At 35.7% G+C, this 16,676-nt stretch carries 14 protein-coding genes and 2 tRNA genes; 7 read left to right on the top strand and 9 right to left on the bottom strand.

Translation table 11 applies throughout. The features are described from left to right. Positions 1-5: 5 nt before the first annotated feature. A complete protein-coding gene (locus tag ACNQF6_RS08965; protein ID WP_417965148.1) occupies positions 6-395 on the bottom strand; it encodes a hypothetical protein in 390 nt (129 codons plus the stop codon). Positions 396-446: 51 nt separating this feature from the next. On the opposite strand from ACNQF6_RS08965, the gene ACNQF6_RS08960 reads away from it, so the two are divergent. Continuing rightward, on the top strand, positions 447-947 hold the full coding sequence (locus tag ACNQF6_RS08960) for a DUF456 domain-containing protein (RefSeq protein WP_417965146.1): 501 nt from the start codon (positions 447-449) through the stop codon (positions 945-947). Positions 948-1,074: 127 nt separating this feature from the next. Here the strand turns inward: ACNQF6_RS08960 and ACNQF6_RS08955 are convergent, their stop codons facing one another. From ACNQF6_RS08955 to dnaE, 6 genes are all read right to left on the bottom strand, one after another. Then, a complete protein-coding gene (locus ACNQF6_RS08955) occupies positions 1,075-1,323 on the bottom strand; it encodes a GIY-YIG nuclease family protein (RefSeq protein ID WP_417965144.1) in 249 nt (82 codons plus the stop codon). A gap of 66 nt (positions 1,324-1,389) precedes the next feature. After that, positions 1,390-1,466, bottom strand: a tRNA-Asp gene (locus ACNQF6_RS08950). A gap of 733 nt (positions 1,467-2,199) precedes the next feature. Further along, positions 2,200-2,273: transfer RNA gene (locus ACNQF6_RS08945), tRNA-Asp, on the bottom strand. An 86-nt stretch (positions 2,274-2,359) separates the two neighbouring features. Further along, positions 2,360-3,298, bottom strand: a complete 939-nt coding sequence (locus ACNQF6_RS08940; protein ID WP_417965142.1) for a DUF58 domain-containing protein — start codon at positions 3,296-3,298, stop codon at positions 2,360-2,362. A gap of 167 nt (positions 3,299-3,465) precedes the next feature. Further along, the gene (gene trxA / locus ACNQF6_RS08935) at positions 3,466-3,783 is read right to left on the bottom strand and encodes a thioredoxin (protein ID WP_417965140.1); all 318 of its coding nucleotides are present in this window, start codon (positions 3,781-3,783) and stop codon (positions 3,466-3,468) included. Positions 3,784-4,017: 234 nt separating this feature from the next. Further along, positions 4,018-8,562, bottom strand: coding sequence for a DNA polymerase III subunit alpha (gene dnaE, locus ACNQF6_RS08930; protein WP_417965138.1), 4,545 nt, complete (start codon positions 8,560-8,562; stop codon positions 4,018-4,020). Positions 8,563-9,205: 643 nt separating this feature from the next. Here dnaE and leuC point away from each other — a divergent pair. The 4 genes from leuC (at position 9,206) to leuB (ending at position 14,152) form a co-directional block, all read left to right on the top strand. After that, entirely contained in the window at positions 9,206-10,600 is a 1,395-nt protein-coding gene (gene leuC / locus ACNQF6_RS08925; RefSeq protein WP_417965136.1) for a 3-isopropylmalate dehydratase large subunit, read from the top strand. A gap of 196 nt (positions 10,601-10,796) precedes the next feature. Further along, positions 10,797-11,393 carry a 3-isopropylmalate dehydratase small subunit gene (gene leuD, locus ACNQF6_RS08920; RefSeq protein WP_417951127.1) on the top strand — a complete coding sequence of 199 codons (597 nt, stop codon included), beginning with the start codon at positions 10,797-10,799 and terminating at the stop codon, positions 11,391-11,393. Between the two features lie 137 nt (positions 11,394-11,530). Continuing rightward, positions 11,531-13,057, top strand: a complete 1,527-nt coding sequence (locus ACNQF6_RS08915) for an alpha-isopropylmalate synthase regulatory domain-containing protein (protein WP_417965134.1) — start codon at positions 11,531-11,533, stop codon at positions 13,055-13,057. 33 nt (positions 13,058-13,090) lie between these two features. Next, positions 13,091-14,152 (top strand): 3-isopropylmalate dehydrogenase, encoded by a 1,062-nt coding sequence (leuB, locus tag ACNQF6_RS08910; RefSeq protein WP_417965132.1) that lies wholly within the window; start codon positions 13,091-13,093, stop codon positions 14,150-14,152. 160 nt (positions 14,153-14,312) lie between these two features. On the opposite strand, the gene ACNQF6_RS08905 is transcribed toward leuB, so the two are convergent. Both ACNQF6_RS08905 and ACNQF6_RS08900 read right to left on the bottom strand, forming a co-directional pair. After that, positions 14,313-14,675, bottom strand: coding sequence for an RNA recognition motif domain-containing protein (locus tag ACNQF6_RS08905; protein ID WP_099713722.1), 363 nt, complete (start codon positions 14,673-14,675; stop codon positions 14,313-14,315). Between the two features lie 154 nt (positions 14,676-14,829). Further along, on the bottom strand, positions 14,830-15,315 hold the full coding sequence (locus ACNQF6_RS08900; RefSeq protein ID WP_417965130.1) for a DUF6252 domain-containing protein: 486 nt from the start codon (positions 15,313-15,315) through the stop codon (positions 14,830-14,832). A gap of 198 nt (positions 15,316-15,513) precedes the next feature. Here ACNQF6_RS08900 and ACNQF6_RS08895 point away from each other — a divergent pair, with 198 nt between their 5' ends. Beyond that, entirely contained in the window at positions 15,514-16,074 is a 561-nt protein-coding gene (locus tag ACNQF6_RS08895; protein WP_035668607.1) for a 30S ribosomal protein S16, read from the top strand. A gap of 15 nt (positions 16,075-16,089) precedes the next feature. Next, on the top strand, positions 16,090-16,614 hold the full coding sequence (gene rimM / locus ACNQF6_RS08890) for a ribosome maturation factor RimM (RefSeq protein WP_417965129.1): 525 nt from the start codon (positions 16,090-16,092) through the stop codon (positions 16,612-16,614). Positions 16,615-16,676: the final 62 nt, after the last annotated feature.

The following is a 16,676-nucleotide window of genomic DNA, read 5'->3' as shown; positions in this document are numbered from 1 at the left end:
TACAATTATTTTTTTTGAGATGCTTTCGTAAGCAAATAATCTTCGTAGTTTTCAGCAAACCATTTCTTTTTATTTTCGGCAGCGACTTCTTTTTGATCTGGATACAGAGCCGCCAATCGATCTGAGAAAATAGCAATCTGAATCGTATATTTATAAAATTCCTCTTTTTTCAATACTAAGTTTGGGTCTGATTTTTTATCGGAAAACTCAAAAAAAAGCCTGTCAAACTCTTTCATTGAAAAATTTAATACTTTTACTCTGTTTTCATCGTAAATAGCCTCTTTTAAAATCATATCGTTGCTTTTTACATTTTTTTCCTGAGCATTTACTGCCCAAAAAGAAAAAGTAAAGAAGAAGATAATAGAAAATAGAGCTATTAATTTAATCTGTTTCATAAGTTAGTAAAATGTTGCTTTTGTTTTTTCAAAATTACTAAAAATAAATTTATGGATGTACTCCTTTTGGTTCTTGGTTTTGTGTGTGTGATTTTGGGCATTTTTGGTAGTTTTTTACCAGTTTTACCAGGGCCCAGCATCAGTTGGGTTGGATTGGCATTATTGTATTTAACAAATGCTGTTCCGGCAAATTATTGGATATTAGGAATTGCACTGTCAGTCACTGTAATCATATCCGTTTTAGATTACGTCATTCCAGCCAAAGGGACCAAAAGATTTGGTGGAAGCTCGTATGGTATCTGGGGAACTAACATCGGTCTGATTATTGGGATTCTTGCTCCTATCACTTTTGGGTTCATTATTGGCCCTTTTGTTGGTGCGCTGATAGGAGAACTTATTTATGATTTTAAAGACCATAATCGGGCTTTGAAAGCAGCCGCGGGATCCTTTGTAGGTTTTTTAGCTTCCAGCTTTATGAAATTTGTAATTTGCATGATGTATTTTGGATTGTTTATGTGGATTGTCTGGAACTATAAATCCGAATTGTTTTAATTTATAAACATACTGAAACAAAAAAAAGCTTTTCTATTACGAAAAGCTTCTTGTTACTGGTCTCGTTTTTGGAACTAAAGGACTCGAACTCGTCTCGTCCCAAAAGACGAGATGAAAGGCATGTATTCTATTCAACTTGAAAACTGCTTAATAATCTTTCTATCGAAGTAACATTAAGCTTTTTCAATCGCAATTCTTCTTTTAATGCTTCTGTTTTTGTTTCAAATTCTTTGAAATACACCAAAACCCATGGACTTTTTCCAGAAGTGTATCGGCTTAAATCATTATTGTGTTCAAAAATACGCTTACCAAGATCTTGTGTAAATCCTTTGTAAAATAATCCTTGATGATTTTTTATGATGTAAACAAAATACATATCGATTGCTATTTGAATTTTACAAAAACAAAAAAAGCTTTTCTATTACGAAAAGCTTCTTATTACTGGCGGTCTGGACGGGACTCGAACCCGCGACCCCATGCGTGACAGGCATGTATTCTAACCAACTGAACTACCAAACCAGTATTTTAATCTATAACATTCTAATTCTTTAACCCAGTTCATGAATCGAACCCGTCTCGTCCCAAAAGACGAGATGACAGACATGTATTCTAACCAACTGAACTACCAAACCAGTATTTTAATCATAACATTCTAATTCTTAAACACAGTTCTTGAATTGAACCCGTCTCGTCCTAAAGACGAGATGACAGGTATGTATTCTAACCAACTGAACTACCAAACCAGTATTTTAATCTATAACATTCTAATTCTTTAACCCAGTTCTTGAATCGAACCCGTCTCGTCCCAAAAGACGAGATGAAAGGCATGTATTCTAACCAACTGAACTACCAAACCAGTATTTTAATCTATAACATTCTAATTCTTTAACCCAGTTCTTGAATCGAACCAGTCTCGTCCCAAAAGACGAGATGAAAGGCATGTATTCTAACCAACTGAACTACCAAACCAGTATATTTTAATCTATAAACTTTTTGATTCCAAAATTAGTTGCTCGCTAAAACCTAATTGCTATTAAAACCAACTGAAATCTTGCCTCTTTTCAATCTGACGATCTAAAAGCCTCTTTCTTTTTAAATCAAAAAAGCTATCCACAAAAGTGGAAAGCTTTTCATTGGTCTAACTACTAAACCCGCTACGAGTTACAAATTCGTAGCAAACAACACAACTAACGTTAAAAACCTTATTTGGGCAAAAAAGCCTTTCTGTTACGAAAGGCTTTTCCCAATATTGCGGTCTGGACGGGACTCGAACCCGCGACCCCATGCGTGACAGGCATGTATTCTAACCAACTGAACTACCAAACCTCTGCGTTATTGCGGTGGCAAAGATACAATAGATTTCCGTTTACACAAGCGTTTTTTGAAAAAAAATTTGACAAAATCTCTCCTTATTATCCAAAGTTTTGTTTTTCAACCAAGTATGTCATTAAAATTTTTTCAAAACTTTCACCAACGCTTACCGGAATGTACTTTATTCGGTTTTGCGAGCAGGTCAAAGCAAGTTTCTTAAAGTAACTTTCTGTCTGTTTTTCGTATTCTTCTTTGACATTATCGGCAAAAACTGCTACTTCTTCTCCCGTTTCCACATCAATAAACTTCCTTGGAGCGTTATCAAAGTCAAAATTTAACTCTGTTTTATTATCGACAACATGAAATAGGACCACTTTATGCTTATTGTGTTTCAAATGTTGTAGCGCATTAAACAGCGCTTCTTCTCCCGATGCTTCGTGACCGGACTGAAACATATCTGTAAATAGGATAATCATCGAACGACGGTGGATTTTCTCGGCTATTTGATGCAAGAATGTAATTGTATTAGTACTTTTTTTGACCACAGGTTTCTCTAAAAGCCCTTCAAGTGTATTTAAAATCATTCTATGATGGCGATCACTGCCTTTTTCAGGCGCGTAGTACTCGTATGCATCAGAAAACACACTAAGTCCCACTGCATCGCGTTGCTTCTTTAAAAGATTCATTAAAACAGCCGAAGCCAAAACCGAGAAGCCAATTTTGTTTTCATAAAACTGTTGACTGTCTTTTAATTTAGGATAATGCATCGACGAAGAATTATCGATAATAAGATGACACCTCAAATTAGTCTCTTCATCAAAGCGTTTAGTATACAAACGATCCGTTTTAGCAAACAATTTCCAATCAATGTGCTTGGTACTTTCCCCTACGTTATAGACTTTATGCTCAGCAAACTCAGCCGAAAAGCCATGAAACGGACTCTTGTGCATTCCTGAAATAAAACCTTCTACAACCTGATTAGCCAGCAACTCCAGATGCTGAAAACTGGAAATTTTCTCTATTTGCGATTCGATCTTCATATCTCAAATGTAGCAAAAGATGGGATGATTTAAAAATTAAAAGAGTAGAGAAATAAAACTAAATCGAGAAGCTGAAATAAATTCAGCTTAAACAAAAAAAAGGCTTGACTTTTGCCAAACCTTTTATCTGAATCCATACAGATTCTATATAAATCATAATCTACCGATTACAACAAAGCGTCTAAACTATCAGCGTAAGTTTGTTTAGGAGCAACTCCTACTTGTTTTCCTACTACTTCTCCGTTATGAAAAACCAGTACCGTCGGAATATTTCTCACTCCGTATTTGGCAGCAAATTCTTGATTTGCATCAACGTCTACTTTCCCTACAACTACTTTCCCTTCATATTCAGCACTTAATTCGTCAATGATTGGCCCTACCATTCTACAAGGTCCACACCATGCTGCCCAAAAATCTACCATTACCGGTTTGTCTGATTTCAAAACTACTTCTTCAAAAGTAGCGTCTGTTATTGCTAATGCCATATTTATTTTTATTTAAGTTTATCGTTTGAATATTTGTAGTCTCAAACTTGGTTACAAATTTAGAAATTAAAAACTAATCAAACGTCATTCATAAATTAGTTTTGATTATAAGTGTATTGTCAATTGCTATTTTTAGTAAATTCAGGAGCTTTTTCCTGCTGTACGCTATATCTTTCCTTGCCTAAAGAAGCCAAGAAAAGGATGCCACTTCCATCAGGGCTAGGACATAGTGCTCTAATTCAGCTTAAAGTTAATCTGCATTTTTTCCAGTTCCACTAACAATTCATTCGAAATCTTGATTTTTAGTTTTCTGCTTGGCATTGTTAGTTTTGTAACCACTTTTATTTCTTCTACTTCTTCTAATTTAGCTGTGGTACTTGTCTCTGGAATTTCGAGAGCTTCCATTTCAGAATCTTCATTTTCATCAATAAAAGCAACTTCTTCATTCTCTAATTCAACCGGAGCAACAGCAACTAAGCGTTTTGTTTTTTCCAATTCCATAACTTCAAAAGACACGGTGTTATCGCCTTTATTTTCTTGAAAAAGGTGACTCAGTTTATGGATAAAATCTGTTTCTAAATCTGATATATTCAGAAGCAAGATTAATTTCTTAGCAAAAATGCTCAATACATCCTGTAATTGTTTTGCATCAGTAAACTGCATTCTTGGTTCAGATTTTTTTCCGGTTTCTCTATTAACCCATCCATCTTTGATCATGATTTTAAAATAAACAAAATTATTAGGAAGCAAGTATCTATGAAAATTCAGGTACTCTTCATTAAATATTTTAAATTCAAAACTCTCGTCAAAACCTTCTAAGTTAAAAATCGCCCATTCCTTACCGTTTTTGGCTGTTCGTCTTTGCACATTAGAAACTATACCTCCAAAAGCAAGGGTTTTACCCACGTAAAGTTCCATGTTTTTAAGCATTTCCAATTTCGAATTGCAGAAATACTTCATTTCAAATTTAAAATCGTCTAAAGGATGTCCCGAAATATAAATTCCTACGACTTCCTTCTCTTTAGCGAGTTTTTCCATAGTGCTCCAATCCTCGCAAGGCGGCACGATAGGCTCTGCAATTTGTACGTCACTGCTGTCGCCAAACAAACTCACTTGCGATGAATTCTCATTTTCCTGAAATTTAGCACCATACCGAATCGCTTTTTCATAAAAAGTAATTCCATCGCCATCATCATGAAAATATTGCGCTCTTGTAGTTCCTGTGAAGGAGTCAAATCCTCCCGCTAAAGCCAGATTTTCCAATGCTTTTTTATTCGCTGCACGTAAATCGATGCGCTTGGTCAAATCAAAAATCGATTTGTATTTTCCATCTTTTCTTCTTTCTACGATAGTAGCCACAGCACCAGAACCTACTCCTTTAATGGCTCCCATTCCAAAACGAACCGCGTAATCATCGTTAACGGTAAACTTATAAAAAGACTCGTTCACATCAGGCCCTAAAACTTGCAATCCCATACGTTTACACTCTTCCATAAAGAACGAAACTTGCTTGATATCACTCATATTATTAGAAAGTACCGCAGCCATATATTCAGCAGGATAATTTGCTTTTAAAAACGCTGTTTGGTATGCAATCCATGCATAACAAGTAGAGTGTGATTTATTAAAGGCATATTCCGCAAAGGCTTCCCAGTCTTTCCATATTTTCTCCAGTTTATCTTCGGCATGACCTTTGGCGGCAGCCTGACTGATAAATTTAGGTTTCATTTTATCCAAAACGTCCTTTTGCTTTTTTCCCATCGCTTTACGCAAAACGTCTGCATCACCTTTGGAGAAATCCGCTAGTTTTTGAGACAAAAGCATTACCTGTTCTTGGTAAACGGTTATTCCATAAGTATCTTTCAGTAATTCTTCGCAGGCATCAAGGTCATAAATAATCTCCTCTTCACCATTTTTTCTTTTTACGAAACTCGGAATATAAGCAATCGGTCCTGGACGATATAACGCATTCATCGCAATTAAATCAGGAAAAACCGTAGGCTTCAATTCCTTCATGTATTTCTGCATTCCCGGACTCTCATACTGAAAAATCCCTACCGTTTCTCCGCGTTGAAAAAGCTCATACGTCTTCAAATCATTTATCGGAAACGTGTCTGGATCAAGATCAATTCCAGTTCTATATTTTACTAATTTTACGGTATCTTTTATAAGAGTCAGGGTTTTCAAACCCAAGAAGTCCATCTTCAGCAATCCGGCGCTTTCTACGACCGAGTTATCGAATTGAGTCACATACAAATCGGAATCTTTGGCGGTAGCCACAGGAACAAAATTAGTAATATCACTTGGTGTAATAATAACTCCACAAGCGTGAATCCCAGTATTTCTTAAGTTTCCTTCTAAAACTTTGGCTTGCTGAATGGTTTCTCCACCCAAATCATCTTCATTAGCAAGACCTATTAATTCTTTTATTTTATCGTATTCTTCCGGACGAACCGCTTTTTTAATCAGATTTTCATCTTCGTTCAAAAAGCGTGCTAAATTCCACTTGGACGGCATCATCCCCGGAATCAATTTGGCAATTTTATCGGCTTCAAATAACGGTAAATCCAGCACACGAGCCGTATCTCGAATCGCCGATTTTGTTGCCATTTTACCATAGGTGATAATTTGCGCTACTTGTTTCGACCCGTATTTCCTGATCACATAGTCCATTACACTGCTTCGACCTTCATCATCAAAATCGATATCAATATCGGGTAGTGACACACGATCCGGATTCAGGAAACGCTCAAAAAGCAGGTTGTACATCAACGGGTCAATATTCGTAATTTTCAAGCAATACGCCACCACGGATCCTGCAGCAGAACCCCTTCCCGGACCTACAGAAACGCCCATACTTCTCGCCTCAGCAATTAAATCCTGTACAATCAAGAAATAACCCGGATAACCGGAATTCGAAATAGTCAGCAATTCAAAATCCAATCGTTCCTGAATTTCTTCGGTAATTACGGGATATCTGCGATTGGCTCCTTCAAAAGTCAAATGCCTCAAATACGCGTTTTCTCCTCGTACTCCTCCATCAACTGCATCTTCGGGATTATTAAATTCAACCGGAATTTCAAATTTTGGAAGCAAAACTTCACGAGCTAAATCGAAAATTTCAATTTTATCCACAATCTCCGAAATATTCGAAATCGCTTCGGGCAAATTTGCAAAAAGCTGTTTCATTTCGTCTCCCGACTTGAAATAGTATTCTTGATTCGGCAATCCGTAACGATAGCCACGACCACGGCCTATTGGTGTAGTTTGCTTTTCGCCGTCTCGCACACACAACAAAATATCGTGTGCATTTGAATTTTCTTTATTTATGTAAAAGGTATTATTCGTAGCAATAATTTTGACATCATGTTTTCTAGCCAATGAAATCAAAGACGCATTTACCCTATTTTCATCTTCTTGATTGTGACGCATCACTTCAATGTAGAAATCTTCCTTGAACTCGTTTTTCCACCAAAGCAGAGCTTCTTCGGCTTGGTTTTCACCAATGTTTAAAATCTTATTTGGAATTTCACCATACAAATTTCCGGACAAAACAATAATATCTTCTTTGAATTCCTGAATGACTTTCCTGTCGATTCTTGGTACATAATAAAACCCTTCCGTATACGCAATCGAAGACATTTTAGCCAAATTATGATAGCCTTTTTTGGTCTTCGCCAAAAGTACTATTTGGTATCCGTTGTCCTTAACCGATTTATTTTTATGATCTTCACATACAAAAAATTCGCAACCCACAATTGGTTTCATCGAAACTTCGGAAGGTTCCTCGCCATTTTCGATTGCCGCTTTATTCTTGGCTTCAGCCGCCTTATTATGGTATAAAATATCGCGGACAAAATGAAAAGCACCCATTAAATTTGCATGATCCGTCATAGCAACCGCAGGCATTTTTTGTTGGGCTGCCGCTTTTACTAATGCCGCAATGCTAATGGTAGATTGCAACACGGAAAATTGGGTGTGATTGTGCAAATGCACGAAAGGCGTATCAATAAGTCCCTTTTTATTCTCCGAAAGTTCGGCTCTAGAAACAGCTGGCGCTTGTTTTTCTCCAAACTGTTGACGAATTTTATCTGAAGCTTCCTTAAGATTAATATGTTTTAGCCCGATGAGTTTAATCTCGCTTGGGTTCTTATTTTGAAAATCTTGAATATAACTTGCTGGAACATCGAGTTCCTCTTTTGTGAAAACATCACGACGTATTAACTCCAAGAAACAACGTGTGGTTGCCTCCACATCGGCAGTCGCATTGTGCGCTTCACCGAAAGGTTTATTAAAAAGATACGAGTGCAATTCCGTTAACGTAGGCAATTTGAATTTTCCTCCTCGACCACCAGGCAATTTTAATAAAGAAGCGGTAACTTCAGTACAAGTGTCGAGAATAGGCATGGAACTCATTTGGCTTTCAACGCCCATTCTATAAAACTCACAACCCATAATATTGATGTCAAAACCTAAATTCTGACCCACAATAAATTTGGCTTTGCCTAATGCGATATTGAATTTTTCTAAAACTTCAGACAACGAAATACCATCAGCTTCCGCCAATTCAGTAGAAATACCGTGAATTCGTTCCGCATCATACGGAATATTAAAACCTTCGGGTTTTACCAAATAATCTTGATGTTCGATGAGTTTTCCCATATCATCGTGCAACTGCCAAGCGATTTGTATACAACGCGGCCAGTTATCCGTATCTGAAATGGGAGCGCCCCAGCGCTTTGGTAATCCTGTAGTTTCGGTGTCGAATATTAAGTACATATCTGGAGTTGAAGTGTTTGTGATTTTAAAAAATCACAAAAAATGAATTTCAAATTTAGTTTTTTTTGAGTAGAATAGAAGTTAAGTTATCAACAAAAAACAAATTTATTTTCCAAGACTATTCTCCTATTAAAACTACAATCACTTTCAACAAGTCACTTTGATATTCACTTGTTAAAAAGACAAAAAGAGTCCGTATTGATTTTTTGGATGTCGTAGTATTTCATCAAAAAAAAATACTGAAATACGTCGAAAAAATATGCCATTAACTAAGAAAATCACATCGAAAAACAGTTTCAATAAAAGTAAAATAGTGAATTTAAAATTAAAAAATAGTTGATTTTAGTTCCGTTTAATTAAATATTCATAAATATAACAGCTTTTTAAAAGCATTTTTTATCGATTATACAAATATCAAAAACAGCAAGAAATGGATTTTTTATCGTCACTAAATAAAGAATCACACTTATAAAAAAGAAACCCAAAAGATAAAAATCAGCAAAGAAATTCACTAATACGATTTTGGGTATCGTATATAATGAAATATTAAAAAATAAAGACTTGATTCTTTTTTTAGTTTTGCTTTCATTGTTATCATCTTAGCTAACTTGGCTATAAAAAAATACATTAAAAACATATTAAAATGAGTACTACATTATTTGACAAAGTATGGGATTCGCACGTGGTGCGTAAAATTGAAGATGGACCAGACGTGTTTTTTATTGACCGTCATTTCATCCATGAAGTTACTAGTCCTGTAGCTTTTTTAGGTTTAAAAGAAAGAGGAATTTCAGTATTATATCCAGAGCGCACTTTTGCTACAGCGGATCACAACACACCAACTATAAATCAACATTTACCGGTTCAAGATGCATTATCTGCCAATCAACTTAAGGCATTAGAAGATAACGCAGCAGAATATGGTATTTCTCACTGGGGATTAGGTCACCAAAAAAATGGAATTGTACACGTAGTAGGTCCTGAAAACGGAATTACTTTACCTGGTGCGACTATTGTTTGTGGAGATTCCCATACTTCTACACATGGTGCTTTCGGCGCTATTGCTTTTGGTATTGGAACTTCGGAGGTTGAAATGGTGATGGCTACACAATGTATCATGCAACCGAAACCAAAGAAAATGCGTATCAACGTCAATGGTGAGTTGAGTAAAGGTGTGGGTCCAAAAGACGTTGCTCTTTATATTATTTCTCAGTTAACCACTTCTGGAGGTACAGGATATTTTGCAGAATATGCAGGAGATGTTTTCGAAAACATGTCTATGGAAGGTCGTATGACGGTTTGTAACTTAAGTATTGAAATGGGTGCTCGTGGTGGTATGATTGCTCCTGACCAAAAAACATTTGATTTCCTAGAAGGAAGATTATACGCTCCAAAAGGTGAAGCTTGGACGAAAGCAGTTGAATATTGGAAAACTCTAAAAACGGATGCTGATGCTATTTTTGATGCAGAATTAAACATCAATGCTGCAGATATTGAACCAATGATTACATATGGTACAAATCCTGGAATGGGAATTGGTATATCAAAAAATATCCCGAAGGCAAATCAAGTTGAAGGTGGCGAAGAAACATATAAAAAATCTTTAGCCTATATGGGCTTTGAAGAAAATGACGTAATGATTGGTAAACCAATTGATTTTGTTTTCTTGGGAAGTTGTACTAATGGTAGAATTGAAGATTTCAGAGCTTTTACAGAAATTGTAAAAGGACGACAAAAAGCAGATAATGTTACCGCTTGGTTAGTTCCAGGTTCTCACGTAGTGGAAGCTCAGATTAAAGAAGAAGGATTATTAGACATTCTTACTGAAGCTGGTTTTGTATTGCGTCAGCCAGGTTGTTCGGCTTGTTTAGCGATGAACGATGATAAAGTTCCTGCCGGAAAATATGCAGTAAGTACATCCAACAGAAACTTTGAAGGTCGTCAAGGTCCCGGTTCAAGAACATTATTGGCAAGTCCAATTATGGCCGCAGCAGCAGCAGTTACCGGAAAACTAACAGATCCTAGAGATTTATTTTAAAAAATTTCAGAATGTAGATTAATGATTTTTGACCCGAGCTTCAGCGAATTGGCGTAGCATTTCAGATTTCGTTAAAATCGACACAACATTCAGTTTAAATTATAGAATATAAAATAATATTAGTTAGCGCTTAAGATTATATTTTCCTCACGGTAAATCAAAAATCAGAAATCGTTAATCAAAAATCAAAAATCAAATGGCATACGATAAATTTAATATCCTTACCAGTAGTGCAGTGCCACTACCAATAGAAAATGTGGATACCGATCAAATCATCCCAGCACGTTTCTTGAAAGCTACCAAACGGGAAGCTTTTGGAGACAACCTTTTTAGAGACTGGAGATACAACGGAGATGATACTCCAAAAGCAGATTTCGTATTGAACGACGCAACGTATAGCGGAAAAATATTAGTAGGCGGAAAAAACTTTGGCTCGGGTTCTTCTAGAGAGCACGCAGCTTGGGCAGTATACGATTATGGATTCCGTGCTGTAGTTTCAAGTTTCTTTGCAGATATCTTCAAAGGAAATTGTTTAAACATTGGTGTTTTACCGGTACAAGTTAGTCCAGAATTTGCCGATACTATTTTCAAGGCTATTGAGAATGATCCAAAAACAGAATTGGAAATTAATCTTCCTGAACAAACCATTACACTAAAAGCAACTGGTCAAAAAGAATCTTTTGATATTTCCGGATACAAAAAAGACAATATGGTTAATGGTTTTGATGATATTGATTATTTGCAAAACATCAAAGAAGAAATTGTTGGGTTTGCCAATCAACTCCCTTATTAGAAACAAACAATAAAAAAGCAGCTATCTTAAACTCAATAGTATTGTTAAGCCAGATAACTGCTTTTACCTTTTTATAAAAAACAACAGCAAGACTTCAAATTACTGAAATCAAAACTACTTTTAGCATCAAATTTATAATGAAAAAAAGAAAAATTGAAATAATGGATACGACACTCCGTGATGGTGAACAAACCTCGGGAGTATCATTTTCTGCTGCAGAAAAACTAACCATTGCGCAATTGTTGTTGGAAGAATTAAATATTGATAGAATCGAAATTGCTTCTGCACGCGTGAGTGAAGGGGAATTTCAAGGTGTAAAAGGGATTATGACTTGGGCTAACGAAAAAAACTACTCCAATAGAATCGAAGTTTTAACCTTTGTAGATGGCGGACTTTCCATAGATTGGATGAAAAAAACCGGAGCTAAAGTCCAGAATTTATTGACCAAAGGATCTCTTAACCACTTAACACATCAGTTAAAAAAAACACCAGAACAGCATTTTACAGAAATTGCTGAAACCATTGCTTTGGCTACGGAAAATAATATTGAGACTAATGTTTATCTGGAAGACTGGAGTAACGGAATGCGCAATTCACCTGAATATGTGTTTCAATATTTAGACTTTTTGACCAAACAACCGATTAAAAGAGTCTTGCTACCGGACACTTTAGGCGTTTTAATCCCTTCTGAAACTTTTGAATTTATTTCGAAAATAATAACAAGATACCCTGAAACTCATTTTGATTTTCATGCACACAACGATTACGATTTAAGTATTGCTAATGTAATGGAAGCTGTAAAAGCAGGAATTCAAGGACTTCACGTAACCGTAAATGGGATGGGAGAACGCGCAGGAAATGCACCGCTTGAAAGTACTGTTGCTGTAATAAATGACTTTTTTCCACAAATAGCAATAAGTGTAAAAGAATCATCATTATACTCCGTAAGTAAATTAGTAGAGACTTTTACCGGGTATAGAATTCCTGCCAACAAGCCTATTGTTGGCGACAATGTATTTACACAAACTGCTGGTATTCACGCCGATGGCGACAATAAAAACAACTTATATTTTAATGATTTACTTCCAGAACGCTTTGGAAGAAAACGAAAATACGCCTTAGGAAAAACATCCGGAAAAGCTAATATTGAAAAAAACCTTCAGGAATTAGGCCTACAATTAAACCCTGAGGATCTAAAGTTAGTTACCCAAAGGATTATCGAATTAGGCGACAAAAAAGAAACGGTTACCAAAGAAGATTTACCTTATATAATCTCTGATGTATTAGACAGTCAAACTTATCAAGAAAAAATTGTTGTTGAATCCTATATATTATCTCATGCAAAAGGCATGCGTCCATCGACTACTTTATCTTTAAAAATAGACGGAGAAGTAATTGAAGAACATGCGCAAGGTGATGGACAATTTGATGCTTTCATGAATGCATTGGCAAAAATATATAAGAGCAAAAATTTAGAATTGCCAAAGTTGATTGATTATGCTGTACGAATTCCTCCAGGAAGTAGTTCTGATGCCTTATGCGAAACCATAATTACCTGGACAAACAATGAAAAAGAATTTAAAACAAGAGGTTTAGATTCAGACCAAACAGTTGCCGCAATTATAGCAACTCAGAAAATGTTGAATGTGGTTGCAGCCCAATAATAAATAGAAATACATTAATATAAAAGAAACCTAATGAAATTTAACATAGCCCTTTTAGCCGGAGACGGAATTGGACCTGAAGTAATCAATGAAGCTGTAAAAGTTTCGGATGCTATTGCAAAAAAATTCAACCATGAAATTACTTGGACACCCGCACTTACAGGAGCTTGTGCCATTGACGCCGTTGGAGTTCCTTATCCGGACGAAACGCATGAAATTTGTATGGCTGCTGATGCTGTTTTATTCGGAGCCATTGGACATCCAAAATATGATAATGACCCAAGTGCGCCTGTGAGACCCGAACAAGGTTTATTATTGATGCGTAAAAAATTGGGTTTATTTGCCAATGTACGTCCAACCTTTACATTCCCATCTTTGATTGATAATTCTCCTTTGAAAAGAGAACGCATCGAAGGAACTGACTTAATTTTCTTAAGAGAACTTACCGGGGGAATTTATTTTGGAGAAAAAGGAAGAAAAGACGATGGGGAAACCGCTTTTGACACCTGCACTTACACCAGAGCTGAAGTACAGCGTTTGGCTAAAAAAGGTTTTGAACTTGCTATGACCCGAACTAAAAAACTATGTTGTGTAGACAAAGCTAATGTAATGGAAACTTCAAGATTGTGGAGAGAAACCGTACAAGCAATGGAAAAGGATTATCCTGAAGTAACAGTCAGTTATGAATTTGTAGATGCAGTTGCGATGCGTTTAGTACAATGGCCAAACTCTTATGATGTCTTAATTACTGAAAACTTATTTGGAGATATATTAACAGATGAAGCTTCTGTAATTTCTGGCTCTATGGGATTAATGCCATCAGCATCTGTAGGAGAGCATACCTCTTTGTATGAACCTATTCATGGTTCTTATCCTCAGGCTACAGGATTAAATATTGCTAATCCATTAGCGACAGTATTATCTGCAGCAATGATGTTTGAAGATGCTTTTGGATTAAAAGAAGAAGCAGAGGCTATTAGAACAGTAGTTAACAAATCATTAGAACAAGGAATCGTAACAGAGGATTTAGCGTCTAAAGACTCAAAAGCATACAAAACTAGTGAAGTGGGTGACTGGTTAGTTACTAATCTATAAGTTTTCAAAGTTTCATTTGTTTAAAATTGAGTAATAGCTAAGATTACAACCTTAAAAAACAACACTCCCTTTTAGCTTTTACTCAGCTTTAAACAGAATAATAAATATCAAAAAAGGTGTCAATTTTATTGACACCTTTTTTTATAGCTAGAAAAAAATATTAATATCCTCCTCTGTTTCCACCACCACGGTTATCTCCACCACGGCTGTTTCCACCACCATAACCACCGCGTGAATCTCCACCACGACTGTTATTGTTAAAACTTCTTCTTTCACCTTCTGGTTTAGGCTCAGATTTGTTTACTACAATCGCACGTCCTTGAACAGTAGCACCATTCAATTCATCAATTGCTTTTTGAGCTTCGTCATCATTTGGCATCTCAACAAAACCAAATCCTTTACTTCTTCCAGTAAATTTATCAGTAATAATTTTAACTGAATCAACTGCTCCGTAAGCCTCGAAAGACTCTCTTAAATCTGCTTCCTCAATACTGAATGGAAGGCTTCCAACAAAAATATTCATATGTACTTATTTAAATAATAGAACAAATGTACTCTAATTTTTTTCTAATCTACTATATATTAGCTTATTTATGTTTTTATTTTAATTTCAAAAAAAGGAAATGAACATCCTAAAGCAAATGATTAGGCATTTTAACAAACCAACTCCTCATAGATTACTGAGCAAGAGAACTAACTACAGGAACCTTATAAAAGACTCCATGTTGAAAATTAACAACCGGACTGGCTAACGAGTTACTATTTGTATTTTTAGCATTAAACTTAAAAGTACCTGTAACAGTATTATTAACAGCATCATATTGAGTTATCACTATCTGGCCTTCTCCTATACCAAAACCAGTAGAAAAAGTGACCAAACCATTCGTAGGATCAGTTACTGTATAAATTGCTTTTTTAGACTCACTGGTTCCTAAAAAATAAGTTTGAGCAGTAGTAGAAGTAGTTTTTAAGGATAGTGTTTCATTTGCTGTAAAAGATTCTATGAGCAAGGATCCATCAGTTGCTAGTGTTGCTCTAGATTGTACGCCACGCCAAAATATATTATCCTTCATGCCTTGAAGCGAAGGATTATTAAAACTAATGTCCTCTTCACAAGAGATTAAAGAAAAAAGCAAGACAATTAACAAAAAATATTTTTTCACAAACGCATCTTTTAGAGCAACAAAAGTATGACATTAGACCTTAAAAAAATAAAATTGCATTAAAAATAAAACAACAGCCAAACCTAAAACATTACTGTTCATTAAAATACCAATCGAATTAGTATTTATCGATAAAAAATGTATCTTTGCACCCTTAATTAATCGAGGTCGAGTACCTCAAAATTTAATCACAAGATTATGTCAGTAAAAATTAGATTACAAAGACACGGTAAAAAACAAAAACCTTTTTACTGGGTTGTAGCTGCAGATGCACGCTCAAAAAGAGATGGTAAATACTTAGAAAAAATTGGTACTTACAATCCAAACACTAACCCAGCAACTATCGAATTGAACCTTGATAGCGCAGTAAAATGGTTGCACAATGGTGCTCAACCTACTGATACTGCTAAAGCTATTCTTTCTTACAAAGGTGCTTTATTGAAACACCACCTTGATGGAGGTATTCGTAAAGGGGCTTTAACTCAAGAACAAGCGGACGCAAAATTAGCAGCTTGGTTAGAAGCTAAAGCTGGAAAAGTTGACGCTAAAAAAGAAGGATTGACTAAAGCACAAGCTGCTGATAAAGCAAAAGCTTTCAAAGCAGAACAAGAAGTAAATGCAAAACGTTTAGCTGCTGCTGCACAAGCAGAGGCTGATGCTATTGCTGCTGCAACTCCAGCTGTTGAAGAAGAAGTAGCTGAAGTTGAAGCTGAAGAAGCTCCTGCTGCAGAAGAAAATAACGAAACAACTGAAGCGTAATTTTAGAAGGCGAAGATGCGTAAAGAAGATTGTTTCTACTTAGGTAAAATCGCTAAAAAATTTAGTTTCAAGGGAGAAGTCCTTGCCTATTTAGACACGGACGAACCTGAGTTATACGAGAACTTGGAATCAGTGTTTGTTGAATGCAACAAACACTTGGTTCCTTTTTTTATTGAAAGTAGTTCACTGCACAAAAACGACTTTCTTAGAATTCGTTTTGAAGATATGAATACCGAAGAAGATGCCGATGCTGTCATAGGTAACGACTTATATCTTCCCTTAAATATGTTGCCAAAACTTACCGGCAATAAATTTTACTTCCATGAAGTAATTGGTTTTGAAGTTGAAGACAAACGCCTTGGTGTTGTTGGAAAAATTGAATCCATAAATGACACTACTGCTCAGCCACTATTTGAAGTTTTAAACGGCGAAATAGAAATTCTTATTCCAATGATTGACCATTTCCTTGTAAAAATTGACAGGGAAAACAAAAAAGTCATTATGGACTTGCCTGAAGGCTTGATTGAAATGTACGTTTAGTTTATTTTTTGAACCATTAAGAAATTAAGGTTCATTAAGTTTTTTTCTTAATTTCTTAAAGG

Source organism: Flavobacterium pasteuri, assembly GCF_048286615.1.
Lineage (GTDB): Bacteria > Bacteroidota > Bacteroidia > Flavobacteriales > Flavobacteriaceae > Flavobacterium.
Note: the sequence above shows the minus strand (reverse complement) of the source record. Positions and strands in the feature narration are given on the sequence as shown.

Coding starts and splice junctions, on each gene's coding strand:
- dnaE (WP_417965138.1), bottom strand. CDS start 8,562: ATGTACTTAATATTCGACACCGAAACTACAGGATTACCAAAGCGCTGG.
- ACNQF6_RS08895 (WP_035668607.1), top strand. CDS start 15,514: ATGTCAGTAAAAATTAGATTACAAAGACACGGTAAAAAACAAAAACCT.
- trxA (WP_417965140.1), bottom strand. CDS start 3,783: ATGGCATTAGCAATAACAGACGCTACTTTTGAAGAAGTAGTTTTGAAA.
- rimM (WP_417965129.1), top strand. CDS start 16,090: ATGCGTAAAGAAGATTGTTTCTACTTAGGTAAAATCGCTAAAAAATTT.
- leuD (WP_417951127.1), top strand. CDS start 10,797: ATGGCATACGATAAATTTAATATCCTTACCAGTAGTGCAGTGCCACTA.
- leuC (WP_417965136.1), top strand. CDS start 9,206: ATGAGTACTACATTATTTGACAAAGTATGGGATTCGCACGTGGTGCGT.
- ACNQF6_RS08915 (WP_417965134.1), top strand. CDS start 11,531: ATGAAAAAAAGAAAAATTGAAATAATGGATACGACACTCCGTGATGGT.
- leuB (WP_417965132.1), top strand. CDS start 13,091: ATGAAATTTAACATAGCCCTTTTAGCCGGAGACGGAATTGGACCTGAA.
- ACNQF6_RS08960 (WP_417965146.1), top strand. CDS start 447: ATGGATGTACTCCTTTTGGTTCTTGGTTTTGTGTGTGTGATTTTGGGC.
- ACNQF6_RS08940 (WP_417965142.1), bottom strand. CDS start 3,298: ATGAAGATCGAATCGCAAATAGAGAAAATTTCCAGTTTTCAGCATCTG.
- ACNQF6_RS08955 (WP_417965144.1), bottom strand. CDS start 1,323: ATGTATTTTGTTTACATCATAAAAAATCATCAAGGATTATTTTACAAA.
- ACNQF6_RS08905 (WP_099713722.1), bottom strand. CDS start 14,675: ATGAATATTTTTGTTGGAAGCCTTCCATTCAGTATTGAGGAAGCAGAT.
- ACNQF6_RS08965 (WP_417965148.1), bottom strand. CDS start 395: ATGAAACAGATTAAATTAATAGCTCTATTTTCTATTATCTTCTTCTTT.